This window comes from Octadecabacter sp. R77987, from assembly GCF_042466115.1.
In the GTDB taxonomy this organism is placed as follows: Bacteria; Pseudomonadota; Alphaproteobacteria; order Rhodobacterales; family Rhodobacteraceae; genus SW4.
On the sequence record NZ_JAXHBQ010000001.1, the window covers coordinates 294004 to 317343 of the forward strand.

General features: G+C 61.4%; 22 protein-coding genes and 1 tRNA gene. 16 read left to right on the forward strand and 7 right to left on the reverse strand.

Annotated features, from left to right (window positions below; genetic code table 11):
- The first annotated feature begins 12 nt into the window (after positions 1-12).
- From SJY21_RS01495 to SJY21_RS01530, 8 genes are all read left to right on the forward strand, one after another.
- The gene (locus SJY21_RS01495) at positions 13-606 is read left to right on the forward strand and encodes a hypothetical protein (RefSeq protein ID WP_377505166.1); all 594 of its coding nucleotides are present in this window, start codon (positions 13-15) and stop codon (positions 604-606) included.
- Positions 607-636: 30 nt separating this feature from the next.
- The gene (gene sufC, locus SJY21_RS01500) at positions 637-1392 is read left to right on the forward strand and encodes a Fe-S cluster assembly ATPase SufC (protein WP_377505168.1); all 756 of its coding nucleotides are present in this window, start codon (positions 637-639) and stop codon (positions 1390-1392) included.
- Positions 1392-2684 (forward strand): SufD family Fe-S cluster assembly protein, encoded by a 1293-nt coding sequence (locus SJY21_RS01505; RefSeq protein ID WP_377505171.1) that lies wholly within the window; start codon positions 1392-1394, stop codon positions 2682-2684. The genes sufC and SJY21_RS01505 overlap by 1 nt, the downstream gene beginning before the upstream one ends.
- Positions 2684-3175 (forward strand): hypothetical protein, encoded by a 492-nt coding sequence (locus tag SJY21_RS01510; protein WP_377505174.1) that lies wholly within the window; start codon positions 2684-2686, stop codon positions 3173-3175. The genes SJY21_RS01505 and SJY21_RS01510 overlap by 1 nt, the downstream gene beginning before the upstream one ends.
- A complete protein-coding gene (locus tag SJY21_RS01515; RefSeq protein ID WP_377505177.1) occupies positions 3165-3785 on the forward strand; it encodes a YIP1 family protein in 621 nt (206 codons plus the stop codon). The genes SJY21_RS01510 and SJY21_RS01515 overlap by 11 nt, the downstream gene beginning before the upstream one ends.
- Complete coding sequence (locus SJY21_RS01520) at positions 3778-4998, forward strand: cysteine desulfurase (RefSeq protein ID WP_377505180.1); 1221 nt, start codon at positions 3778-3780, stop codon at positions 4996-4998. Before SJY21_RS01515 ends, SJY21_RS01520 begins: the two co-directional genes overlap by 8 nt.
- 45 nt (positions 4999-5043) lie before the next feature.
- Positions 5044-5121, forward strand: a tRNA-Arg gene (locus tag SJY21_RS01525).
- Between the two features lie 98 nt (positions 5122-5219).
- Entirely contained in the window at positions 5220-6488 is a 1269-nt protein-coding gene (locus tag SJY21_RS01530) for a hypothetical protein (RefSeq protein ID WP_377505183.1), read from the forward strand.
- Here the strand turns inward: SJY21_RS01530 and SJY21_RS01535 are convergent.
- Positions 6457-9144, reverse strand: a complete 2688-nt coding sequence (locus SJY21_RS01535; protein ID WP_377505186.1) for a peroxidase family protein — start codon at positions 9142-9144, stop codon at positions 6457-6459. The two genes, SJY21_RS01530 and SJY21_RS01535, sit on opposite strands and share 32 nt — an antisense overlap.
- Positions 9145-9290: 146 nt before the next feature.
- A complete protein-coding gene (locus SJY21_RS01540; RefSeq protein WP_377505189.1) occupies positions 9291-9860 on the reverse strand; it encodes a YcbK family protein in 570 nt (189 codons plus the stop codon).
- Between the two features lie 349 nt (positions 9861-10209).
- Here SJY21_RS01540 and SJY21_RS01545 point away from each other — a divergent pair, with 349 nt between their 5' ends.
- From SJY21_RS01545 to SJY21_RS01560, 4 genes are read left to right on the forward strand one after another with little or no spacing between them, the layout of a single operon-like run.
- Positions 10210-11796, forward strand: a complete 1587-nt coding sequence (locus SJY21_RS01545) for a murein L,D-transpeptidase (protein WP_377505192.1) — start codon at positions 10210-10212, stop codon at positions 11794-11796.
- 24 nt (positions 11797-11820) lie between these two features.
- Complete coding sequence (locus tag SJY21_RS01550) at positions 11821-12882, forward strand: UDP-3-O-(3-hydroxymyristoyl)glucosamine N-acyltransferase (RefSeq protein ID WP_377505195.1); 1062 nt, start codon at positions 11821-11823, stop codon at positions 12880-12882.
- Positions 12883-12942: 60 nt separating this feature from the next.
- Positions 12943-13200 (forward strand): acyl carrier protein, encoded by a 258-nt coding sequence (locus tag SJY21_RS01555; protein WP_377505198.1) that lies wholly within the window; start codon positions 12943-12945, stop codon positions 13198-13200.
- 3 nt (positions 13201-13203) lie between these two features.
- Positions 13204-14415: a beta-ketoacyl-[acyl-carrier-protein] synthase family protein gene (locus SJY21_RS01560; RefSeq protein ID WP_377505201.1), complete on the forward strand. Its 1212-nt coding sequence runs from the start codon at positions 13204-13206 to the stop codon at positions 14413-14415.
- Positions 14416-14469: 54 nt separating this feature from the next.
- Here the strand turns inward: SJY21_RS01560 and SJY21_RS01565 are convergent, their stop codons facing one another.
- Entirely contained in the window at positions 14470-15138 is a 669-nt protein-coding gene (locus tag SJY21_RS01565; RefSeq protein WP_377505204.1) for an invasion associated locus B family protein, read from the reverse strand.
- Positions 15139-15175: 37 nt separating this feature from the next.
- On the opposite strand from SJY21_RS01565, the gene SJY21_RS01570 reads away from it, so the two are divergent.
- Complete coding sequence (locus SJY21_RS01570; protein ID WP_377505207.1) at positions 15176-15568, forward strand: hypothetical protein; 393 nt, start codon at positions 15176-15178, stop codon at positions 15566-15568.
- Complete coding sequence (locus SJY21_RS01575; RefSeq protein WP_377505210.1) at positions 15565-17124, forward strand: helicase HerA-like domain-containing protein; 1560 nt, start codon at positions 15565-15567, stop codon at positions 17122-17124. Before SJY21_RS01570 ends, SJY21_RS01575 begins: the two co-directional genes overlap by 4 nt.
- 306 nt (positions 17125-17430) lie before the next feature.
- Here SJY21_RS01575 and SJY21_RS01580 read toward each other — a convergent pair whose 3' ends face one another.
- The 4 genes from SJY21_RS01580 to SJY21_RS01595 are packed head-to-tail and all read right to left on the reverse strand — an operon-like array spanning position 17431 to position 21420.
- Positions 17431-18723 carry an HlyC/CorC family transporter gene (locus tag SJY21_RS01580; RefSeq protein ID WP_377505213.1) on the reverse strand — a complete coding sequence of 431 codons (1293 nt, stop codon included), beginning with the start codon at positions 18721-18723 and terminating at the stop codon, positions 17431-17433.
- A 50-nt stretch (positions 18724-18773) separates the two neighbouring features.
- A complete protein-coding gene (locus SJY21_RS01585; protein WP_377505216.1) occupies positions 18774-19715 on the reverse strand; it encodes a site-specific tyrosine recombinase XerD in 942 nt (313 codons plus the stop codon).
- Positions 19712-21244, reverse strand: coding sequence for a hypothetical protein (locus SJY21_RS01590; RefSeq protein ID WP_377505219.1), 1533 nt, complete (start codon positions 21242-21244; stop codon positions 19712-19714). Before SJY21_RS01590 ends, SJY21_RS01585 begins: the two co-directional genes overlap by 4 nt.
- 23 nt (positions 21245-21267) lie before the next feature.
- Complete coding sequence (locus SJY21_RS01595) at positions 21268-21420, reverse strand: hypothetical protein (protein ID WP_377505222.1); 153 nt, start codon at positions 21418-21420, stop codon at positions 21268-21270.
- A 173-nt stretch (positions 21421-21593) separates the two neighbouring features.
- Between SJY21_RS01595 and SJY21_RS01600 the strand changes: the two genes are divergently transcribed.
- Both SJY21_RS01600 and aroB read left to right on the forward strand, forming a co-directional pair.
- Positions 21594-22169, forward strand: coding sequence for a shikimate kinase (locus tag SJY21_RS01600; protein ID WP_377505225.1), 576 nt, complete (start codon positions 21594-21596; stop codon positions 22167-22169).
- Complete coding sequence (gene aroB, locus SJY21_RS01605; protein WP_377505228.1) at positions 22153-23277, forward strand: 3-dehydroquinate synthase; 1125 nt, start codon at positions 22153-22155, stop codon at positions 23275-23277. The genes SJY21_RS01600 and aroB overlap by 17 nt, the downstream gene beginning before the upstream one ends.
- Positions 23278-23340 lie beyond the last annotated feature (63 nt).

Below are 23340 nucleotides of genomic sequence, written 5' to 3' on the forward strand. Positions count from 1 at the left end.
AGGCCGCAGTTGATGTCTGACGTGATCACGCGCCCCCATCTGACCCTGCCCGAGGCCGAGGCCGACTGGCTGCGCGCGGCCTATACGGACGCGTCGGTGATCCTTGAATACGGGTCGGGTGGGTCCACGGTGATGGGCGCGGAAATGATTGGTAAAACGATCTTTTCCGTGGAAAGCGACAAGGGCTGGCTGGACGGGATGCAGGCGTGGTTTGATGCCAATCCCCCCGCAAGCCCCGTGCATCTGCACCACGCCGATGTGGGGCCGACGGGCAAATGGGGCATGCCGCTGCATGAAAAGCGCTGGCGCAAATGGCACCGCTATCCGCTCGGCATTTGGGAAAGCGAGGGTTTCATCGCCCCCGACGTGGTGCTGATCGACGGGCGGTTTCGCGCAGGGTGCTATCTGGCGACCCTGTTCAGCACCGCCAAACCCGTGACGGTCTATTTTGACGACTACCTTGAACGTGATCCCTATCACGCGATCGAACGCTACGGAAAACCAACCGAAATTCGCGGGCGCATGGCCCGTTTCGATATTGAACCCATGGCCATTCCGCCTGCCGATCTGGGCTGGATCATGGCCACGATGACCAAGAAACAATGACGGCGCAACTTGCGCAACGAGGAGAGTATTATGCTTGAGATCAAAGGCTTGAAGGTCAAACTTGAAGAAGAGGACAAGCAGATCCTCAAAGGTGTGGACCTGACGCTTGAGGCCGGCAAGGTGCATGCGATCATGGGGCCGAACGGGTCTGGCAAATCGACGCTGTCGTATGTGCTTTCGGGCAAGGACGGCTACGAAGTGACGGGCGGCAGCGCCACGCTTGACGGCGCCGACCTTCTGGACATGGACCCCGAAGACCGCGCCGCCGCCGGCCTGTTTCTAGCCTTCCAATACCCCGTCGAAATTCCCGGTGTGGGCAATATGACATTCCTGCGCACTGCCGTGAACGCACAGCGCAAGGCACGCGGACAGGATGAAATGTCGGCCGGTGAGTTTCTGAAGGTCGTGCGCGAAAAGGCCAAGACCCTGAAAATTGACGCGGAGATGCTGAAGCGCCCCGTGAATGTCGGCTTTTCGGGTGGCGAAAAGAAACGCAACGAAATCCTGCAAATGGCGATGCTGGAACCGAAAATGTGCGTGCTGGATGAAACGGACTCCGGTCTGGACGTGGATGCCATGAAACTGGTGTCCGAAGGTGTGAACGCCCTGCGCGACGCGGGCCGCTCGTTCCTTGTTATCACGCATTATCAACGGCTTCTGGACCACATCAAACCTGATGTCGTGCATATCATGGCCGATGGCCGGATCGTGAAATCGGGCGGGCCGGAACTGGCACTTGAAGTCGAAACCAACGGTTACGGCGACATTCTGTCGGAGGTGGCCTGATGGCACTTCCCCAGATGAAAACAGACATCACCGAGGCGCGTTTGGCCGCACACGCACTGCCCGATGGGGCGGCATGGGCAACTGATTTGCGCCGCGCGGCCATCGCCCGTGTCACGGCGATGGGCCTGCCATCCAAACGCGATGAATACTGGAAATACACCGATCCAACCAGCCTCACGGCGGTCGATGCGGTGCCTGCGAAAACGGTTCAGTTGATCGACGAGCCGCCATTGTTTGGCGAGATCGACCGCGTCGAGATCGTCTTTGTCGATGGCGTGTTTGATGCCGACCTGTCAGGCGATCTGTCGCTTGCCGGTGTCGAAATCGACCGTCTTGCCGATGCCACGGCGCGCGATATCCACTGGGTCAAAGACCTGTATGGCACGCTGGAAACCGCCGGTCAGACCCCTGTGCACCGCCCGCTTGCCGCGCTCAACACGGCCTTTGCCACGGACGGTGTGGTGATCCGCGCAACCGCCCAAGCGGCCAAACCCGTGTGCCTGACATATATCCACCGCGCAGAAGCGTCGGATGCGATCCTGCACCACGTCATCAAGGTCGAAAAAGGCGCGTCCCTGACCCTGCTCGAGGTTGGTCCGGCGGCCGCGCGTTTCAACAAGGTGATGGAAGTCGACATCGCCGATGGCGGCGAATTTCACCATGTCCGCAGTCAGGGGCGTGTGCACGACCGCCGCGCCGTGACCCATTCATTTGCCCGTTTGGGGCAGGACAGCGTGTTGAAATCGTTCACGTTAACCGCGAATGGCGCGCTGACCCGCAATGACTTTGTGATCGAAATCAATGGTGATGACACGGTGGCCCATGTGGCCGGCGCCGCCCTTGGGGACGGTGCGGACTTTCACCACGACGACACCGTTTTCATCACCCACGGCGCGCTGAACGGCGAAAGCCGGCAGGTGTTCAAAAAGGTGCTGCGCAACGGTGCAACGGGCGTGTTTCAGGGCAAGATTCTGGTCAAGGAAGGCGCGCAAAAGACCGATGGCTACCAGATCAGTCAGGCGCTTTTGCTGGATGATGACAGCCAGTTTCTGGCCAAGCCGGAACTGGAAATCTACGCCGATGATGTGGCCTGCTCGCACGGGTCCACCACCGGCGCGATTGATGAGGACGCGTTGTTCTACCTGCGCTCGCGCGGGGTGCCCCATGGCAAGGCAACCGACATGCTGGTGCTGTCGTTTCTGGCCGAGGCGCTGGAGGAAATCGAGGATGCAGCACTGGCCGATGAAATCCTGACCCGGCTTACGGGCTGGCTGGCGCGCCGGAACCACTGATGCCCGTCACGACCGATATCATGCGCACCTATCGCGGGCCGCGCCGCGTGGTGCGTGACCTGTTGGCGATGGGCCCGCGCGAGGATCGCGCGATCATGTGGCTGATGTTTGGCTGCCTGATCGTGTTCCTGTCGCGTTTACCCGCGCTGCAAAGGGCCGCCGTCATGGGGCAGGGCGATTTCACCCAGGATGCGGCCTATGCCTTTCTGGGGTTGATGATGATCGCGCCCTTGCTGTTTTACGGGTTGGCCGCGCTGGGGCAGGGCATCGCGCGTCTGCTTGGCGGCCGCCCCACGGGGTTTGGCGCGCGGCTTGCGCTGTTCTGGGCCTGGCTTGCGGCGACACCTGTGATCCTGCTTTACGGGTTGCTTGTCGGCCTGAACGGTGCCGCGGAGAAAGGCACGCAGTTGGTCGGGTTGATCTGGGTTGTCGTGTTTGTGCTGTTCTGGGTGCAGGGCCTGCGCGAGGCGAGTGCGCCCCATGACGCCTGACAGCTTTTTCCAACTGGTCCGGGAGACAATCCTGAACCCTGCCGCCGCCGCGCACCAGGTTATGGCGGTCACGATCTCGCGCGAGAATCTTTGGCTGGCCGTGCTGTTGGCCACGGTTTTGTCCGCGATCGTCGGCGGCATTTCGCAAGCGATCGTTCCGGTCGAACCGATGGTCGTTGAAACCGTTGAAGGACCGGTAAGCCTGAATCTGTCGCCCTCGTCACCGATGATGCAGGGCGTTTTCGTCGGCGCATCCCTCGTCTTGATGGTTTTTGCGCTTTATTTCACAGGGCTTGCCTTGGGTGGACATGGCACATTTCCCGCCACATTGGCGCTGATGGCCTGGCTGCAGGTCGTGATGGTCGTTTTGCAAGTGGCAACGCTGGTGGTGATGCTTGCAGTGCCGGTGCTGGGCGCATTTCTGGTGATGGTATCCTTTGTGGTTTTCCTGCGCGGCATGTGTGTTTTCGTCAAGGAACTGCATGGTTTCGCAGGTTTGGGCCGCGCGGTCCTGACGGTGGTGCTGGCCTTTCTTGGCGTGGCGTTCGGGTTGGCGATCATCCTTCTTATAATTGGCATCGGCGCAGGCGGAGCAGATATAAATGTTTGATATCAACAAAGTGCGGGCTGATTTTCCGATCTTGTCACGGCAGGTCAACGACAAGCCGCTTGTCTATCTTGACAACGGGGCCTCGGCGCAAAAACCGCAGGTGGTGATTGATGCTGTCACCCGTGGCTACGCCGAAGAATACGCCAATGTGCACCGCGGTCTGCACTATCTGTCCAACCTTGCGACCGAAAAATACGAAGGCACCCGCGCCATCATCGCCCGTTTCCTGAACGCGCCAAACGAGGATGACATCATTCTCAATTCCGGCACCACCGAAGGCATCAACATGGTGGCCTATGGCTGGGCCATGCCAAGGATGCAGGCAGGCGACGAAATCGTGCTGTCGGTGATGGAACATCACGCCAATATCGTGCCATGGCATTTTCTGCGCGAACGTCAGGGTGTCGTGATCAAATGGGTTGATACGGACGCCGATGGCAACCTTGATCCGCAGGCCGTGATTGATGCGATCACCCCGCGCACCAAACTGGTCGCGGTGACACATGTGTCCAACGTGTTGGGCACCGTGGTTGACGTAAAGGCAATCACCAAGGGCGCCCATGCGCAGGGCGTTCCGGTCTTGGTTGATGGGTCGCAAGCGGCCGTGCACATGCCGGTGGATGTGGCCGACATCGGCTGTGATTTTTACGCGATTACGGGGCATAAACTCTATGGCCCGTCCGGGTCGGGCGCGATCTATGTGCACCCCGACCGGATGGCGGAAATGCAGCCCTTTATGGGGGGCGGTGACATGATCCGCGAGGTGTCCAAGGACAGCGTGACCTATAATGACCCGCCCATGCGGTTCGAGGCGGGCACGCCGGGCATCGTGCAGACCATCGGTTTTGGTGTGGCGCTGGAGTATATGATGGAGATCGGCATGGCCGGGATTGCCGCCCACGAGGCCTCGATCTGCGATTATGCGCGCACCCGTCTGGCAGGGCTTAACTGGCTGAACGTGCAGGGAAATCCTGCCCACAAGGCAGCGATTTTCAGCTTTACCCTTGATGGTGCGGCCCATGCCCACGACATTTCCACGGTGTTGGACAAACGCGGCGTGGCCGTGCGCGCTGGCACCCATTGCGCCATGCCCTTGATGGAACATATGGGGCTGGGGGCGACGTGTCGCGCATCGTTCGGGATGTATAACACCACCGGCGAAGTGGACGTGCTGATCGACGCGCTGGAACTGTGCCACGATCTGTTTGCATAACTTGCCCTTGCGAGGGCGCGGCCTTTCGATTATCCGCACCCCCAGGCACCCATAGCTCAGCTGGATAGAGCGCTGCCCTCCGAAGGCAGAGGCCAGAGGTTCGAAATCCTCTTGGGTGCACCACTTTTCCGCGCACGCAACAAGTCACGCAATCGGCCCGTCGCTGCCCTATTCTCGCCCTGCGCGACTGGCACTCTGCACCCGTATTGATCGGAGTGCTTATGTTCAGCCGAGTGCAAAAAACCTATCTCCTGACGCTTGGCGTCGTTATGCTGCTGTCGGCGATCTTTTTGATCCCGGGTGCCGGTTTGATCTTTATCATCGTGACGATCGGGCTGGGGCTGATCATCCTGATCCCGCTGCCTTATGTGTTGTTCGCGCTGCTGGCGGCGCTGCCTGCGGTGGTGCTGTGGCGTTTCGCCATTCTGCGCTTGCCTATGCTGGCTTTAGGGGCGGCGGCGCTTGTGCTTTATTTGGGCTTGCCGATCCGTCATGCAGACGAGGCCTTTGCTGCCGATCTAGCCGCGCAGGGTGATTTCCTGCCCGCAAGTGCGGCCTTCGACACACCCGTAGGTGTTGAAATCCGCCGCCGCGAGGACACGGCACATCTTGGTCCTGCGGGGCCGATGGCCGCCTATTACCAGCGTCAAGTCTGCGGTGAACTGTGCGAGCGGTTGTTGACCGGCGGTGACGTGGCCTGGGTGCGCGTTGTCCTGAAGAATGACGAATATCAAGGCGACCGGATCGCGGTGCATGCCCTGTTCGTGGCCGCAACCCCGACCGAATGTCAGGCCGTGACAGCCGATTTCGCACCGGGTCAGGATTGTGTGCTGATTGCACCGGATCACGGGCGCGCGGCCGATCTGACGGTCGATATCACCGATGACCTGCGCCAGTATCGTGGTGATGCGGGCGCAATTTATCAACCCTCAGGATCGCGCCGTATCACAGGCTACCTCGGGGGTGACACATCCGCCCCGCGCGCGTTCCAGCAGACGCAACTGTTTCACCAACGCCCGACCCCGCTGCACAGCTTTGATTATGTCTCGCAAGACCGAAGCAGCGACGAAAGCGGGATCATGATCATGCGCAATCGCACGGGTAGCGCGCCTGTCGATCCGGTTGCATTGGTCGCAACGATTGGTCTGCGGTTCGGGCCGGTGCGTGCCTTTCCCATTCGCGTTGTGACCCGCGACACAAACCCCTTCGCCTCCCGTCCGGCAGGCGCGCAGGATGCAGCCTATGCCGCAACACTGGTCGCGGCGGGCCCCGAAGGGCAGGACCAGTTTTCCCGCAGCTTTGCGATGATCCTGAACAACTGGCACGACAAACTGCGCCAGCAGGACAGTATCAGCTCCAGCGAACGGGCGATCTTTTGTGATACGTTGGCATCAGAGGCTCTCGCGCGGCCGTTCTGGGCTGATCAAGTCATTCGCAAACACGATGTGACCTGCCCCTCTACCGCAGCACCTGCGCCTCGCGCACTGTGATCCCCATGCGCGCGCTTGATCCGTAACCGGCAGGGTTGGCGGCCAGTTCGGGGAACAGCGCCAGCACCTCGGCGCGGGTCGCCTGTTCCATTGCGGATAGCGCCTGTTCACCGGGTTGAAAACTTTCCGATGGGATGCCTTCAGCCATGACGATCTGGTGGGTGTCAAACATCAGGTGGATATAGGTCACGGTGTCGGCGGGGGCAGGGCGGATCGTTGCGTCATTGACCAGCCCCTTGGCGGGGGCCAGAACCTCGCCTGTGCCGCAATGCAGTTCAACCCGCCAGCCATCCAGCAGCATCCGGTGTTGCGGTGATACGGTCAGGTCGCGGCTGTTGCCAAGCGCACCTGCCGCGATGCAGATCGGCGCAAAGGGGCCATGGGCGGGCACAGTCACGCGCCCGATCCAGCGCACCGGTTGCAGCCCTGCGTCCAGTGTCCAGACGGGATCGCCCACCGACAGCGTTTCGATTGCGCGCATCCCACCAGCCGCGATGATCCGCGTGCCGGGGGTGAAACAAGTAACCATTTCGATATTGCGAAACGCGGTGGTTTCGCCGGTTTCACTGCCATCCTCGTTCAGATAGATGATGGTGCCTTTGCCGCCGTCGGGGCCATCGGCGCCCCAATCCACGCGGAACCGCCCGCCGGTGATGTTCAGCGTATCATGCCCCGCACCGCCGTTTATTTTGTCGACGTTTGCACCGGCCTGCACATTGATCGTGTCGTCACCGCCGCCCAGGCGCACCGCATCGCCAACGGTCGTGCCCGCCGCGATGTTAACCGTATCATCCCCGCCGCCGGTGCGAATGTCGTCGCCCACGGTTGCACGCCCATCAAGTGTGACCGTGTCAGCGCCCGCGCCGGTGATGATGTCCTCGCCGACACTTGCCATATCGGACAGCGTCACGATGTCATCGCCACCATCCGTGCGCACGTCGCCACCCACACGGGCCGTGCCCGACAGCGTCACCTGATCGTCGCCGTCAGCTGTGCGGATGTCGTCATGAATATCGCCGCTGCTGGCGGTGACGGTATCGCTGCCCTGACCGGTGATCACATCGCCATGCACCTGCGTGCCGCCCGACAGGTTGATCGTATCGTCGCCCTGATGGCTGCGAATGCTGGCGTTGATATCCTGCGCGACCAGATCCATCTGGTCATCGCCCCATGTGCCTTCGGGGGCTTGCGCCGCGTTCAGATCACGGGGCGCAGCGACAAAGGGATCGTCCTGCACCATGTCCACGTCGGTCGTGCGTTCAATGATATCGGCCAATCCGCCCGCCATGACCTGGGCAATAATCTCGGCCCCCAGGGCGGGATCAAGCTGCCCGAATGTTTCGTCAGCCGCGCGGGTGCGGATGAACTGTTCGGCAACGATATAGCTGAAAAGCGGGCCAAGCTGGGTGCCCTCGATTGCATCTTCGGCCAGCCCGCCAACCCAAAGCGGCACATCGTGGACGCTGTCAAACACATCGGCAAACTGTGCCTGCAAGTCCGTATCAGCGGTGATCACGCTGAAATCACTTGGGTCCAGCGTGTCAGGGTCGATATCACCCAAAAGCGCCGCGCGGGTATCCACATAGCTTTGCAACCCGTGATCCTGCCCGCGCAGCAGGTTTAACGCCACAAGGGAAAAGCCGCTGACGCCAGTGGGTGTTTCAAGGAAAAAGTTCAGATCATCAACGACTTGGGTGTCAAGTTCCTGCGCCGTGTTGCCCAGCATCCCGCGGATCAGCGCGTCAATGCCGCCATCCTCGACGACCTCGTGATTGAAAAACGCCGCCATCAGGTCGGGCGATCCGCCTGTCGCTTGCGTGCCGTCATCATCCAGCCGGTCCAGCACTGACGAAATCATCGTATGGCCAAAGCGGAAGGCGGCGGTCGAAAACTCGACGCTGATCTGCCCGTTGGCATCGGGGTCAAACTCATAGTCGTCGGGAACAGCATCGCCAACCAGATGCGGCAACCACTGGTCATAGGTTACCTTCTGGATTTCGAATTCGACGATACTGCGGGCACCCTCGAACAGCTGGCCATCGTCCCAGTCGGGGTGGGTCTGCGCCAGTTGATCGGCCCAGTAGTTGTGCTCGCGCGCCATCATGGTTTGCAGCGACAAAAGGTTGGGGTTTTCGTTGGCGCGCAGATCGCCCGCCAGATAAACCGGATTGTCCGAGGTAACATCGCCGGCCATCGCCGTGTCGGGCGTGGCCTTGGGAAGCAAGCCGTTGTCAGAGGAATTATCGAACGACAGCTTGAGCTTGCCACCCTCGAAACTGCGCACATCGTCCATCCGGTCCGCCGAGGAGCCGTAAATCTGGCTGCCGTCCAGCTGCCATGTGATCGCGTTGAAAGGCACGCGCGGATCATCGGTGCCGCCGTCAAAAGCCGAGCGCGGCACGGGCGCGACCAGCCCGTCGGCAGTCATCATTTCGTCGTGGCTTTCTGGGGTGAGTGTCAGATCATGGTCAATGAACTGGCCCCAGATCGTGAACATGTTCGACAAACCGGCCGCATTGGCCATATCGCCGTCCTGATCGAACAGAAGCTGCGAAATCGCGACCGGATCCAGATCGCCGGCAAGCGTGCCGATACCGTCGCCGTAATTGGCCTCGGTCAGACGAATTTGCACTTCCGCGTCAGTTAGAACCGGCATACCCAAAACCCAACGATCACACCCCTGTGATAGGAATGCGCCCGCACCTGTGAAAGGTCAAATTCTTTTCAAAAATAGGGGGTTACTGAACACGAAACCCGCACAGTTGGCTGCGCGGGTTCAGATTGTTCACGGTGTTGGGATAGTTAGCTGCCCCAGCTGCGCACCTGACCACAGTCCATATGCACAAAGTTGGACCCGGAATAGCGGCCCACACCACCAGCACGGCACGAGGCGGCGGCGCGGGCGATTTGGCCAACAGACCGGCTGGACAGGCGCAGATCGGCGGCCTGACCCTGCAGGTGCAGTGAATTGCGCGCAACGCCGGATGACTGCGACCGCAGCATCGCGTTGGTTTGCGGCGACCGGTAGCCGGAAATCAGCATGTAGGGTTCGTTTGTGTCCACCAGATTGTGGGATGCGGCCATGATGTCGATCGTGCGGGTGTCGATATTGTGGCGCTGGCCATTGCGCCAGTCGCGCATGAAGATGTTAATTTCCTCGACGGCTTCGCGGATGTATTGCCCTTCGATCCAATAGATCGTGTCGATGCGTTCGCCGGTGCGGCCCGAATACATGCGCAAACGGCGCACATCGCCGCCACCGCGCAAGAACCCAGCTGCATTGGAATATGTCGGTGCGGCCACAAGGGTGGTTGCCGCAAATGCGCCCAAAAGTGCGCGCCGGGTCATGCCCGTAGAGCGTTCATTCATCATCGTAGCGCCTGTCCCGTCGCTTGCCTCGGGCCCATATATTAACGGACCATTGTGTCATCTCATCCCCAGATGCCTGATCTCTATGCCACAAGTCGAATCGCAGACCAAGCTCGTTTTAGGACTTGCGTATTAAGGAAGGGGAAATCGGCGAAATTTTGCGCAAAATGTGCGGATTTGCAGATTTGTGGCCAAAATGCACATGCGCAGCCGCAACACCCCCGCGGGCATTGGCGACCTGTCGTAATTGTGAATAGACTAGGACCCATTGCTGCCTGACACCTTGATGTGTGTCAAAAACCAAAAAACCGGGGGACCTTTAACCATGATGACGCCTGTCGCTCGCGCGCCAATGTTTCGCGTATTTACCCTTATTGCACTGGCCTTTGCGCTGGTCCTGCCTGCCAAGGAGGTCACTGCCCAGGTGACGGCCTTCCGTCAGGCGGTTGCAGAATCGGCGGCCCGCGACGAGGTGCTGGCCGAGTTCTACCGCGCGCGCGACTTCCAAGGCATCTGGACAGGGTCGACCGGACGTGACCGCACACGCCGCAACGCACTGATGGCCGCGTTCAGCGAAGCGGGCGATCACGGGCTGCCCACCGGGCGCTACAACCCCGACACGATCATGGCGCAACTGCGTGCCGCCACGACCCCCGCCGATCAGGGCCGGATGGAAGTGGAGCTAAGCCGCCTGTTCCTGCAATACGCCCGCGACATCCAGACAGGTGTGCTGGTGCCCGGCCGCGTTGTTTCACACATCGAACGCGAGGTGCCTTACCGCTCGCGCCTTGGCACGCTGACAGCCTTTGAACAATCCTCGCCCGCCGCATTCCTGCGCGCGCTGGCCCCTTCGGCCCCCGAATACACCCGCCTGATGCGCGAAAAGCTGCGCCTTGAACGGCTGATGGCACAGGGCGGCTATGGCCCGACTGTTTCGGCGGGATCGCTGGCGCCCGGTGCGTCCGGTCAATCGGTCGTAAACCTGCGTAACCGCCTGATCCTGATGGGTTTCATGGCGCGCAGCGCGACCCAGACATATGACGCCAGCATTCAGGCCGGTGTGCAGCGGTTCCAACAGGCCCACGGCCTTGTGGCCGACGGCGTGGCCGGTGCTGGCACCATGCGCGAACTCAACGTGCCGCTGGGCAACCGTCTGCAACAGGTGATCGTCGCGATGGAGCGGGAACGCTGGATCAACCGCCCGCGCGGCACCCGCCACGTCTGGGTGAACCTGACAGATTTCACCGCCCGTATCGTTGATAATGATCGCGTGACCTTTGAAACCCGTTCCGTCATCGGCGCCACGCAGGGCGACCGTCAAAGCCCGGAATTTTCCGATGTCATGGAATTCATGGTGATCAATCCCAGCTGGTATGTGCCCCGTTCCATCGTCGTGGGTGAATACCTGCCGATGTTGCAGCGCAATTCCGGCGCGGTCAGCCACATCGAAATCACCGATCGCAATGGCCGCCGGATCAATCGGGGTGCTGTGAACTTCTCGCGGTTCAATGCGTCCAACTTCCCCTATTCCATGCGTCAGCCTCCCAGCCGTGGCAACGCCCTGGGCCAGGTCAAGTTCATGTTCCCGAACCAGTATAACATCTATCTGCACGATACCCCCTCGCAAAGCCTGTTCGCGCGCGAAGTGCGTGCCTTCAGCCACGGGTGTATCCGCCTGAACGATCCCTTTGATTTCGCCTATGCCCTGCTGGCCAAGCAAACGGCAAACCCCGAGGAGTTCTTTCAGTCGCGCTTGCGCACAGGTGCGGAAACCCGTGTTGATTTGACCGATCCGGTGCCGGTGCATATCGTTTACCGCACTGCCTTTACCAATGTGACGGGCGAACTGAACTTCCGCCGCGATGTCTATAGCCGCGACAGCCGTATCTGGAACGCCCTGGCCGCCGAAGGCGTTGCCGTGCGCGCGATTGGGGGCTAAGCCTTCCCAAGCGGAGGGTGCGCCATGAGCTATACAATTGAACAAATCGCAGCGTCGCTGGGGGCCCAAGCCTTTGGCGACGTTTCCATTTCCATCACGGGTGCGGCCGAACCTGCGATGGCGGGGCCGGATGATCTGGCGCTGGCGCTGTCGCCCGCATTTGTTGCCGATCTGGCAACGGGTCATGCCCGCGCCGCCGTGATCCTGCCCGATACCGACTGGCAGGCGGCGGGGCTGCAGGCCGCGATCATCGCGCCGCGCGGACGGCTTGCGATGGCGGGATTGACGCAAATGATCGACGCGCAGCCCGCGTTTTCGGCGGTGGGCGATATTCACCCCAGTTCCGTCACGGACGGCGCATGGATCGGCGCACATTGCAGCATCGGCCCCTTTACCCATATTGCCGCAGGCGCGCGGATCGAGGCCGGTGCGCGGATCGGCAGCCATGTCAGCATCGGTGCAGGCACGTTGATCGGCGATAATGCAACCATCCATTCGGGCGCACGGATCGGACCGCGCGTGACCATCGGGCAGGGTGTGGTGATCCAGTCGGGCGCGGTGATTGGTGCTGATGGGTTTTCCTTTGTCACTGAGGGCGTGTCCGGGCCGGAACAGGCCAAGGCCACGGGCGGGTGCAAAAAGCTGACGCCGCCTGAAAAAGGCGAATGGCACAAGATCCATTCGCTTGGTGGCGTTGAAATTGGCGACGATGTGGAAATCGGCGCCAACAGCACGATTGACGCAGGCACCATTCGCGCCACCCGCATCGGGCGCGGCACGAAAATCGACAACCTTGTGCATATCGGTCACAACGTCACGGTGGGCGAGGATTGCCTGCTTTGTGGCCAGACCGGCATCGCCGGATCGGTCGTGATCGGCAATCGCGTTGTGCTGGCGGGGCAAACCGGCGTTGGCGATCATCACACCATTGGCGATGATGTGGTGACGGGCGCGGGCACGATGATCCTGTCCAATGTGCCTGCTGGCAAGGTCTTGCTGGGGTATCCGGCCCAACGCATGGATCAAAGCATTGCCAGTTACAAGGCGCTGCGCCGCCTGACGCGCAAACCACAAACCGACAAATAGCTGTTTCATTGAACGGGCAGAGTGACTACATCACCTGCAACTTGTTTTTGGGGTGTCTGGATGACCATTGCAGAAAATGTGACGCGCATTCTGGCCGCGCAGGCCTTGATCGAACCAAGTGACGTGAAACCCGATCATACGCTTGACGATTTGGGGATCGACAGCCTTGGGCTGGTCGAAAGCATTTTCGCGATTGAAGAAGCCTTTGATATCAACGTCCCCTTCAACGCCAATGACCCAAGCGACAGCGCGTTCGATATCTCGTCCGTGGCTGCGATCATTGCGGCCGTGGAAACCCTTGTGAAGGATCAATCCTAGGCAATGGCGCAGCGGGTTGTCATCACCGGTGCCGGCACGATCAATGCGCTGGGGCATGACGTGGCCAGCACGATGGCCGCCATGGCCGAAGGGCGCTGTGGCATCGGCCCGCTCGATATTCGTGATGTGGACAGGCTGGCCGTGAAAATTGGCGGGCAGGTGCGTGACTACCATGAAGATGCGCATTTCAATCGCCAGCAGATCGCCCTTTATGACCGGTTTACCCAGTTCACCCTGCTGGCCACGCAGCAGGCGCTGGGGCAGGCGGGGCTGACCTTTACGGGGCAGTTGGCCGATCGCTCGGGCGTGATCCTTGGCAATTCCGGCGGCGGGCTGAACACGCAGGATGAAAACTATCGTGCCGTTTACGAAGAAGGCAAAAACCGCGTGCACCCCTTCATCGTGCCCAAACTGATGAACAATGCCGCCGTCAGCCATGTGGCGATGCAATACAACCTGCGCGGCCCGTCGTTCACGGTGTCAACCGCCTGCGCCTCAAGCAATCATGCGATGGGGCAGGCGTTTCAGATGATCCGCTCGGGCATGGCCACGGCGATGATCACCGGCGGGTCCGAAGCGATGCTGTGCTTTGGCGGGGTCAAGGCATGGGAAGGCCTGCGCGTGATGTCCAAGGATGCTTGCCGCCCGTTTTGCGCCACCCGCAACGGCATGGTGCAGGGCGAAGGCGCGGGCGTGTTCGTGTTCGAGGACCGCGATCATGCCATTGCACGCGGTGCCGAGATTTTGGCCGAGGTCGTCGGCTTTGCCATGACCTCGGACGCCGCCGACATCGTGATGCCCAGCAAACAGGGCGCGGCACGCGCGATTGCGGGGGCGTTGCGCGATGGCGGCCTGAATCGCGACGAGGTCGGCTATATCAATGCCCATGGCACCGGCACGGCGGCCAATGACAAGACCGAAAGCGCGGCGGTGGCGGATGTGTTCGGCCCGCATGCGGATAAGCTGATGATATCAAGCACGAAATCCATGCACGGTCACCTGATCGGCGGCACGGGGGCGGTGGAATTGCTGGCCTGTATCATGGCGCTGCGCGACGGGGTGATCGCGCCGACAATCGGCTACATGGAACCCGACCCCGAATGCGCGCTGGACGTTGTTCCAAACGTCGCGCGGGACGCATCTGTAGAAGTGGTGCTGTCCAACGCCTTTGCTTTTGGCGGGCTGAACGCGGTGCTTGCCCTGCGCGCGGCTTGAAACGCAAAACGCCGCCCCGAAAGGCGGCGTTCCGGTGTGATCTGGCGGGGTCGCCTATTCAGGGATACCGTTTGTCGCGGCGTCCATCGCAGCCGTAAAGCCCGTCAGCGAAACTGTCAGTTCGACGCGCTGATCGGGGGCCACCGCAGGCACAATCGTCAGTTTCGCGGCATTGCCTGCCTTGAACTGGGTGATGTCGGCGGCGGTAAAGCCGATCCGCGAAATGCAGCCAGACGACAGCATCGGCGACGCGGGGCGTTCCGAACAATAGGTGAAGGGATACATGCGCGCCTGACCGCCATCAATCGACATGCGCAGGTTGGCTGTCAGCAGGGTTTCCATTGGCGCAACGATCGTGGCACCGGCGGCTGCTTCGCCACCATCGGGCAGGGGAATAAGGCCGATTTCCGCAACCGAATTGCCGTCCTGATCCATCAGCAATTGATACAGTGTGCACAGATCGGCGCCGTCGGGGTTGTTCACGCAGCGCAGCGACCAGTCGCCAAACACCGCCGCCACAAAGGGCTGTCCCGGCTCAAGGTCCTCGGCGGGGATCGGTGTGCCCATGTCAAACGCTTCTGGATCGGCAGGGGCCTCCTCGGCGGGGGCGTCGGTTGCCGGTTCTTCGGTTGCAGGCGCGTCTTCGGTTGTTTCCTGCGCGGCAAGGGGGGCACCCAGTGCCAACAGCAGGGCCAATGAAAGGGGCATCAATGTATTACGCATAATCTGGTCCACTCGGTTGTTGTCGGGGTCAGTTAACATGGGTGTTACGGCGTGTCAGTGGGAAATGCAGCACTGGCAAGCGATTGCCGATCACAAATCCTTGCACCATGAAACGAGAAAAAGGGCCGCAGATGCGCACCCTTTTTCCAATCTCCCTATCGGACTTGGCCGACTTATTACCGTGACGCTACGCAAAGCGAAACGCACCGTCAACCGGAAATTTTCGGGGAATTTGCCTGCTAAACCGCTTGGTTTAGTGAAAAAAACCGCGCCCGAAGGCGCGGCAAGTCTGACAGGGAGGTTGTCAGCCCGTTTCCCGGAGGACATTGGGACGCGGGCATGTTTAGACTGGCATGGAATGGTTAAGAATGTATTTTGCCGCGAGACGTTTCACGCAGGTTTACGCAACAAAGGACGGGATCAGGGATGAGTGACGGAATTTTCATTGGCGGCGGCGGGGCCGGTTACGCCGAGGCGCAGAACCTGTTGCTGGGCTATGCCAACCGCCACGGGTTGATTGCGGGGGCCACCGGCACCGGCAAGACCGTCACGCTGCAAATCCTTGCCGAAGGGTTTTCGGCGGCGGGTGTGCCGGTGTTCCTGTCGGACGTCAAAGGCGACTTGTCAGGTCTTGCCAATTCCGGCAGCGCCGATTTCAAGTTGCACGAACCCTTCATGAAACGCGCCGCGACTATCGGTCTTGATCTGCAATACGACAGCTTTCCGGTCACATTCTGGGATTTGCTGGGCGAACAGGGCCACCCGATCCGCGCCACCGTGTCGGAAATGGGGCCGCTGCTGCTGTCGCGCCTGCTGGAACTGACCGAGGCGCAGGAAGGTGTGCTCAACGTCGCCTTCCGCGTGGCCGACGAAGAAGGGCTGCCGTTGCTGGATCTTGAGGATCTACAGGCGCTGCTTGTCTGGGTCGGGCAGAACGCCAAGGACCTGTCGCTGCGCTACGGTAATGTCGCCGCGTCATCCGTGGGGGCGATCCAGCGCGCGTTGCTGGTGCTGGAAAACCAGAATGGCGCGCAGTTGTTCGGCGAACCCGCGCTGGAATTGGCCGATATGATGCGCGTTGGCGCGGACGGGCGGGGCAGTGTCAATATCCTCGCCGCTGACCGGCTGATGGGCAGCCCGCGCCTTTATGCGACGTTCCTGTTGTGGCTGCTGTCGGAACTGTTCGAGGAACTGCCAGAAGTGGGCAACCCCGACAAACCCAAGCTGGTGTTCTTTTTCGACGAAGCGCACCTGCTGTTTGACGATGCCCCCAAGGCGCTGGTGGACAAGGTCGAACAGGTCGCGCGCCTGATCCGGTCAAAAGGCGTGGGCGTGTTTTTCATCACCCAGAACCCCGCCGATGTGCCCGAAGATGTGCTGGGCCAGCTGGGCAACCGCGTGCAACACGCCCTGCGCGCCTTTACGGCCAACGATCAAAAGGCGCTGCGTCAGGCCGCCGACACCTACCGCCCCAACCCCGCATTCGATACCGCCGACACGATCCGCGATGTCGGCACCGGCGAGGCAATTACGTCAATGCTGGAAAACAAGGGCGTGCCGGGGATCGTGCAACGCACGCTGATCCGCCCGCCGTCCTCGCAACTGGGGCCGATCACTGTGGCCGAACGCGCCGCGATCATGGCTGCATCGCCCATGGCGGGCAAATACGATGAACGGCTGGATCGCGAAAGCGCTGCTGAAATGCTGATGAAGAAATCACAGGCCGCCGCCGAAGAAGCCGAAGCCGCCGAGAAAAAAGAGGCCGAGGACGAAGCGCGCGAGTTTCAAAACGCCCGCCGCTACGACGGCGGTGGGGGCAGGACAACCACTAAGACAAGCGGCAAATCCCGTCCATGGTCGAGCCGCCACCGCGCTGATGACAGCATTGCCGAAAGCCTGACAAAAGTCGTCGTGTCCGAGTTGAAAGGCACTACCGGCAAACGCATCATCCGCGGCATTTTCGGCGGGTTGTTCAAAGGCCGCTGATCGAACACGCGGGCAAAACCGCGCTTTGGGCGCTGGCAGCACAGCAGTTTCTGGCGCTTGCGATGTCGGCGAGGTTATTCGCGGTCACTTTTGCGTAGCCCGAACAGGTGACAGCACGCCCACAGGGCTTTGCCGTGGGCAAGGTCGAGACGCTTGCGACCAATTTCCTTGACGGGGCCCAAGTGCAGGCGGGCGCGCTTGACGCTGCGCGCGAATAAGTCATGCCGCAACTTGTGGCCGTGCGCCACCTGTCCAGCTCTCTGTTCCTGCGCGCCTGATAGCGAACGCTATCGGATCACTTGGCGCTTAAAGCGGGCGAATGCGCAGGGACACCAGCCGGTTTTCCTCTTTTTCGACGACTTCAAACCGGAAGCCGTGAAAGCTGAAAACCTGCCCCGTGGTCGGGATCATCTGCGCTTCGTGGATCACCAGACCGGCGATTGTATTGGCCTCGTCGTCAGGCAGGGTCCAGTCGGTCGCGCGGTTCAGATCGCGGATCGTCATGCCGCCATCAACGACATAACTGCCATCATCGCCTTTGGTGATGGTCTGTTCCTCGTCGGTGTCAAATTCATCGGTGATCTCGCCGACGATTTCTTCCAGAATGTCCTCAAGCGTGATCAGCCCTTGCAGGGTGCCATATTCATCGACCACCAGCGCAAAATGCGTGGAGCGGCGCAGGAACTGGCGCATCTGGTCGTCCAGCGTCGTGGTTTCGGGCACGAAATAGGCCGGCATCGCCACGGTCAGAATGTCAAAGCTTTCCATCTCGTGCGGTTCGATCCGCCCGTCACCCAGCATCTTGTGCATCGCGCGCAACAGGTCTTTGGCATGCAGGATACCGACGATGTTTTCAGGCTCGTCACGATAGAGGGGCAGGCGCGAATGCGGGCTTTCCAACGACAGGCGCAGGATATCGGACACGGGCAAGGCCGCATCAATCATCGCGATGCTGGACCGGTGCAGCATGATTTCCTCGACCGTGCGGGCCGACAGATCAAGCGCGCCCAAAATCCGGTCGCGGTCCTCTTTTTCGACCACGCCTTCGGAATGGCCAAGATGCAGCGCGCCGGCGATTTCCTCGCGCACGGCCAGAATGTTGCTGTCGGGGTCGGTTTGCACGCCAAACACCCGCAAGACACCGCGCACCAGAACCCGCACCGCCGCCACAACGGGCGCGAACAGCATCACGATCACGCTGATCGGACGGGCCACGCGGGACGCGGCCAGTTCGGGATTGGTGATCGCATATGTCTTGGGCAGAACTTCGGCAAAGATCAGCACCAGCAGGGTCATGACCAAGGTCGCCAGTGCCACGCCGCTTTCGCCAAACAGCCGCGTGAACAGGGCCGTGGCCAGCGACGTGGCCAGAATGTTCACAAGGTTGTTGCCCAGCAGGACCGATCCGATCAGCCTTTCGCTGTCGTCCGTGATATGCAGCGCGCGTTCGGCCCCCTTGTTTCCCTTGCCCGCAGCCGAACGCAGCTTGCCGCGCGACGCCGCCGTCAGTGCGGTTTCCGAGCCGGAAAAGAACCCCGACATCACCAGAAGAACAAAGATCGCACCGGCGGTGATCCAGAAAGCAGCGTCAAATAACATGGGAGGTCCTAAACATGATGGTCATGTTATGGGGGCAGGGCGCGCGCGCTTCAAGATGCGTCGTCATCCTTTGCCAGCGGGTGATGCGTGAGAACCAGATCGCGCAGCCGTTCGTCCAGCACATGGGTATAGATTTCCGTGGTCGCCACATCGGCGTGGCCCAGCATGGTCTGGATCGCGCGCAAATCCGCGCCGCCCGCCAAAAGATGCGTGGCAAAGGCATGGCGCAGGGTATGGGGCGTGACCTTGGCCGGGGACACACCACCGCGCAGGGCGAGTTCCTTGATCAGCGTATAGAACCGGTGGCGGGTCAGGTGGCCCGCCTTGCCCCGTGACGGAAAGAGGAATCGCGCGGGCGGGATGCCTTTGGATTTGGCCAGGTCCTGCGCGGCGTCCCATGCGGTAAGCCAATCGGCCATCGCCACACGCGCGGGCGGGGACAGCGGCACCATCCGTTCCTTGCCGCCCTTGCCGCGCACCAGCAGCATCGCCGGATTGCCACGTGCGGCGCTGACGGGCAGGGATACCAGTTCGGTGACACGCATCCCCGTGGCATAAAGCAGTTCCATCAGGCAGGTGTTGCGCGCCGTATCCGCACCGCTGTCACGCGCGGCGGCAATCAGCCGGTCAACTTCGGCAATCTCAAGTGTTTTGGGCAGGCGTTTGTCGCGCCCCGGCCCCTTGATCTGGATCGCAGGGTTATCGCCGCGCCAGCCTTCCTCGAACCCGAAACGAAACAGCTGTTTGATAGCCGACAGGCGCCGCGCGCGGGTGGATTTGGCCAGCCCCTGGGCCTCGCAATCAATCAGATAGCCCTCGACGTGGTCCTGGGTGGCACTTGAAAAGTGCAACTTGCGATGGCCCAGCCATCCGGCAAAATCCTGCAAGTCGCGCGCATATGCAAGCTGGGTGTTGCTGGCCGCGTCCAGTTCCGCGGCCTGCGCTTCAAGAAAGGTTTGCACCCAGCGGGCCATATCGGCGGGCGCTGTCATGACTGGCGCGTCAGGATCAGGTATTCCAGCGACAGACGGCGGGCGAAATCCTCAAGCCCCACAGCGCGCATGAACGCAAGTGCATCACGCACATCTGTGGGCGAGGATACAGCCCCTTCGTTAAAGGCGGCCATCGCGCGCAACACAGCCTCGCCCAACTGGCCGTTCTGCGCCATCTCCATCAGGTCGGGGTCAGGCGTGGCGCTGGTAAAGGCGGCCAGAACAGCCGCCTGTTTCGGACCGGCCGCGCGCACATCGGACAGATCACCGCGCGCAACGCCGTGTAGGAAGATATCGCGCTGGCCGGACAGCGTCGCCGCAAGGGCCACGGATTCGTATGCGGGCGACAAAAAGCCGATTTCGGTGGCAAGGGTGGCACTGTCCCCCGTCAGGCCGATTGCCGACAGGCGCGGCTGGAATTCAGTGGCAAAGGCCGTTTCGATCTGCGCCTCAAGCATCGCATCCCAGGCGGCGGGCAGGGCCGTAGCCGCAGCATCCACGTCACCGCTTTCCAAAGCGCGATCAAGGCGTTGCACGGCAGACACCCGCTCCCAAACACCACCGGACGCGGCAGGACGGCGCGCCATATAGGTGCCAAAAAGCTGGTTGGCATCAATCGCGCCGTTGCGGGCAAGGCGTTCGGCGGCTTCAAGCTGGGCCTTCCAGCCCGTGGTGGACCGCAGATCGGCATGGGCAAAGGCGCGGGGCAATCCGGCCACGGTCATGGGCTCGCCGATGGCTTCGCGCATGCGGAACACCAGCGGCGTGGGGCGCGTGGGCGCGGTCAGCGGCGGTTCGCCTTCAAACAGTTGCGGATCAAGAAAGCGGGACAGCAACATGTCCTCCTCGTCCGAAATATCGCCAAGGGCGCGACCGGTATTGAGGGTCAGCGCCGCCGCCGACCAGTCCCCGTTGCGGGCAAGGCAAAAGATACGCGCCGCCGCAGTTGGCGCCACATCGGGGCGGCTGCGCATCATGGTGCAGGCCGCATCCTCGGTCCCTGTCAGCAGGGATACATCAAACCAGCGGCGAAACAGGGCCGGGCTGTCAGGATCGGCGGCCCGCAGCAGCGCCTGCGCGGGATCAAGCGCGCCCATGTCCAGCAGTTTGTCCACGCGGGCGATGAACAGGCGTCCATCGGGGCCGGCCCCCAAGGGCGCGTCGGCTTCGGCCAACAGCAGATTGCGCAGCAGCGCCTGCATCGCCGGCAGGCTGTCAACGCGCTGTGCCTGCACAAGGGTCACAACAGTGTCCTCGGAACTGCCGCGCCACAGATCGGCGGGAAACCCTGTCACATCCGGGGGCAACAGGCCCACACGATCGGGCGAAGGGCTGTCCAGACGGGAGACGGACACTTCGGGCGTCAGGGCGGATTCGGCCACGGGCGGTTCATCGGGATCGACAACGGGGGACGGGCTTTGGGATGACGTCACGATGGGGGCCGTCACACTGTCAGACAACCAGTCAATCGCCGAAAGCGGGCCGTCGTCTTGCGCGAATGCGGGGCTTGCTGCCGCCAAAATCAACATACCTGCCGCACATAATCGCATACCTAATCCACACCTAGCGTGACCGGCTTGGTCACCACTTCACTTGGGGCCGCAAAATCGGCCGGAAAAAACACAGGGCCGATATAAGCATAAGCGACCAGCGCGACCGCGGCCAGAACCACAAGAAACAGCAAAAGTTTGATCAAACGCCACATCTTTGGTCCATCCTTATGCCTTTGCCCCAAATGGCGGCCTGATTTGCCACCTTGATCGGGTTTATATATGGCCTTTTGCGCAAGATCACGCCATTCAGTTGTGAAATATTTCATTAGGCGGCACTGCGCCGATAAAATGAACACGTGCGAGGGAACGAAATGGCAGGCAGGCCATGACCACGGGAACGCCACATTACGACCTGCGCCGCACGGTCGTGCTGGTCGGGCTGATGGGCTGTGGGAAATCGGCCATCGGGCGGGCGCTGGCGGCGCGTCTGGGGGCGCCGTTTCTTGATTCCGACGCGGAACTGGAAACCGCCGCCAATGCCAGCATCGCCGAGATTTTCGCCCGTGACGGCGAAGCGTTCTTTCGCGACCGCGAGGCCGAAGTGATCGCGCGCCTGCTGCGCGGCGCGCCGTGCATCCTGTCAACGGGCGGCGGGGCATTTTTGGCGCAGCGCAATCGCACAGCCATTTCCAAGCAGGGCATATCGGTCTGGCTGAATGCCGATCTGGATGTGCTGTGGGACCGTGTGCGCCACAAAAATACTCGCCCGCTGCTGCGCACGCCCGATCCGCGCGCCACGCTTGCGGGGCTTTTCGAGGCGCGCAAACCGATTTACGAACTGGCCGACCTGCATGTGCGCTCGGAACGCAGCTATTCCATCGCCGAGATGACCGACCGCGTGATTGACGCGCTCGTCACGCGGCCCGATATCTTGAAGGTGTCCCATGACCCAACGCCGTGAAACCGTTCGCGTGGACCTGCCGGGGCGTGAATATGACATCCTGATCGGCCCCGGATTGCTGGCACAGGCCGGAGACCTGATCGCACCCTTGCTGACGCGCAAACGGGTGGTGATCGTCACGGACGAACACGTGGCCGCCGCGCAAATGCGCAGCTTACGGGATGGCCTGCGCGCGGGCGGGATCGCATCCGAGGCGCTGATCCTGCCGCCGGGCGAAGCAACCAAAGGCTGGGACCAGTTCAGCCGCACGGTCGAATGGCTGATCGCGCAAAAGGTCGAACGTGGTGATGTGGTTATCGCCTTTGGCGGCGGGGTGATCGGCGATCTGGCCGGCTTTGCCGCTGCCGTTGTGCGGCGCGGCGTGCGTTTTGTGCAAATCCCCACATCCTTGCTGGCACAGGTGGACAGTTCGGTAGGCGGCAAGACCGGCATCAACTCACCGCTTGGCAAGAACCTGATCGGCGCGTTTCACCAGCCCAGTCTGGTGCTGGCTGACACGGCCACCCTTGGCACGCTGACGGCGCGCGATTTCCTGTCGGGCTACGGCGAGGTGGTGAAATACGGGCTTCTGGGCGATGCCGCGTTTTTCGACTGGCTTGAAGCGCAGGGGCCCGCACTGGCCGCGGGCGACATGGTCGCGCGGGTGCAGGCGGTCAAACGGTCCTGCGAAATGAAGGCCGAAATCGTCCAGCGTGACGAAACCGAACAGGGCGACCGCGCGTTGTTGAACCTTGGGCATACGTTTTGTCACGCGCTCGAGGCCGCAACGGGCTATGGTGACCGCCTGCTGCACGGCGAAGGCGTGGCGATCGGCTGCGCGCTGGCGTTCGAACTGTCGGCGCGCATGGGCCTTTGCAGCCAGGAAGATCCCAGTCGCATTCGTGCCCATCTGCGCGCGATGGGCATGAAGGTTGATCTGGCCGATATCGACGGTGATCTGCCCGATGCGGAAGCCCTGCTTGACCTGATGGGTCAGGATAAAAAGGTTGTGGATGGCAAACTGCGCTTCATCCTCGCGCGCGGGATCGGCGATGCTTTTGTCACCGCGGATGTGCCAAGCGATAAGGTGTTGGGCGTGCTGCGCGATGCGTTGAATTTGCGGGGGTAAGGTGGGTCAAGACCCACGTTACATAAGAAAAGGGCCGGATTTCTCCAGCCCCTGAACTGTTTG

Bases quoted from the DNA above. Each gene is read 5' to 3' on its own strand.
- SJY21_RS01495 (WP_377505166.1), top strand. From the start codon at position 13: ATGTCTGACGTGATCACGCGCCCCCATCTGACCCTGCCCGAGGCCGAG.
- sufC (WP_377505168.1), top strand. From the start codon at position 637: ATGCTTGAGATCAAAGGCTTGAAGGTCAAACTTGAAGAAGAGGACAAG.
- SJY21_RS01505 (WP_377505171.1), top strand. From the start codon at position 1,392: ATGGCACTTCCCCAGATGAAAACAGACATCACCGAGGCGCGTTTGGCC.
- SJY21_RS01510 (WP_377505174.1), top strand. From the start codon at position 2,684: ATGCCCGTCACGACCGATATCATGCGCACCTATCGCGGGCCGCGCCGC.
- SJY21_RS01515 (WP_377505177.1), top strand. From the start codon at position 3,165: ATGACGCCTGACAGCTTTTTCCAACTGGTCCGGGAGACAATCCTGAAC.
- SJY21_RS01520 (WP_377505180.1), top strand. From the start codon at position 3,778: ATGTTTGATATCAACAAAGTGCGGGCTGATTTTCCGATCTTGTCACGG.
- SJY21_RS01530 (WP_377505183.1), top strand. From the start codon at position 5,220: ATGTTCAGCCGAGTGCAAAAAACCTATCTCCTGACGCTTGGCGTCGTT.
- SJY21_RS01535 (WP_377505186.1), bottom strand. From the start codon at position 9,144: ATGCCGGTTCTAACTGACGCGGAAGTGCAAATTCGTCTGACCGAGGCC.
- SJY21_RS01540 (WP_377505189.1), bottom strand. From the start codon at position 9,860: ATGATGAATGAACGCTCTACGGGCATGACCCGGCGCGCACTTTTGGGC.
- SJY21_RS01545 (WP_377505192.1), top strand. From the start codon at position 10,210: ATGTTTCGCGTATTTACCCTTATTGCACTGGCCTTTGCGCTGGTCCTG.
- SJY21_RS01550 (WP_377505195.1), top strand. From the start codon at position 11,821: ATGAGCTATACAATTGAACAAATCGCAGCGTCGCTGGGGGCCCAAGCC.
- SJY21_RS01555 (WP_377505198.1), top strand. From the start codon at position 12,943: ATGACCATTGCAGAAAATGTGACGCGCATTCTGGCCGCGCAGGCCTTG.
- SJY21_RS01560 (WP_377505201.1), top strand. From the start codon at position 13,204: ATGGCGCAGCGGGTTGTCATCACCGGTGCCGGCACGATCAATGCGCTG.
- SJY21_RS01565 (WP_377505204.1), bottom strand. From the start codon at position 15,138: ATGCGTAATACATTGATGCCCCTTTCATTGGCCCTGCTGTTGGCACTG.
- SJY21_RS01570 (WP_377505207.1), top strand. From the start codon at position 15,176: ATGGGTGTTACGGCGTGTCAGTGGGAAATGCAGCACTGGCAAGCGATT.
- SJY21_RS01575 (WP_377505210.1), top strand. From the start codon at position 15,565: ATGAGTGACGGAATTTTCATTGGCGGCGGCGGGGCCGGTTACGCCGAG.
- SJY21_RS01580 (WP_377505213.1), bottom strand. From the start codon at position 18,723: ATGTTATTTGACGCTGCTTTCTGGATCACCGCCGGTGCGATCTTTGTT.
- SJY21_RS01585 (WP_377505216.1), bottom strand. From the start codon at position 19,715: ATGACAGCGCCCGCCGATATGGCCCGCTGGGTGCAAACCTTTCTTGAA.
- SJY21_RS01590 (WP_377505219.1), bottom strand. From the start codon at position 21,244: ATGTTGATTTTGGCGGCAGCAAGCCCCGCATTCGCGCAAGACGACGGC.
- SJY21_RS01595 (WP_377505222.1), bottom strand. From the start codon at position 21,420: ATGTGGCGTTTGATCAAACTTTTGCTGTTTCTTGTGGTTCTGGCCGCG.
- SJY21_RS01600 (WP_377505225.1), top strand. From the start codon at position 21,594: ATGACCACGGGAACGCCACATTACGACCTGCGCCGCACGGTCGTGCTG.
- aroB (WP_377505228.1), top strand. From the start codon at position 22,153: ATGACCCAACGCCGTGAAACCGTTCGCGTGGACCTGCCGGGGCGTGAA.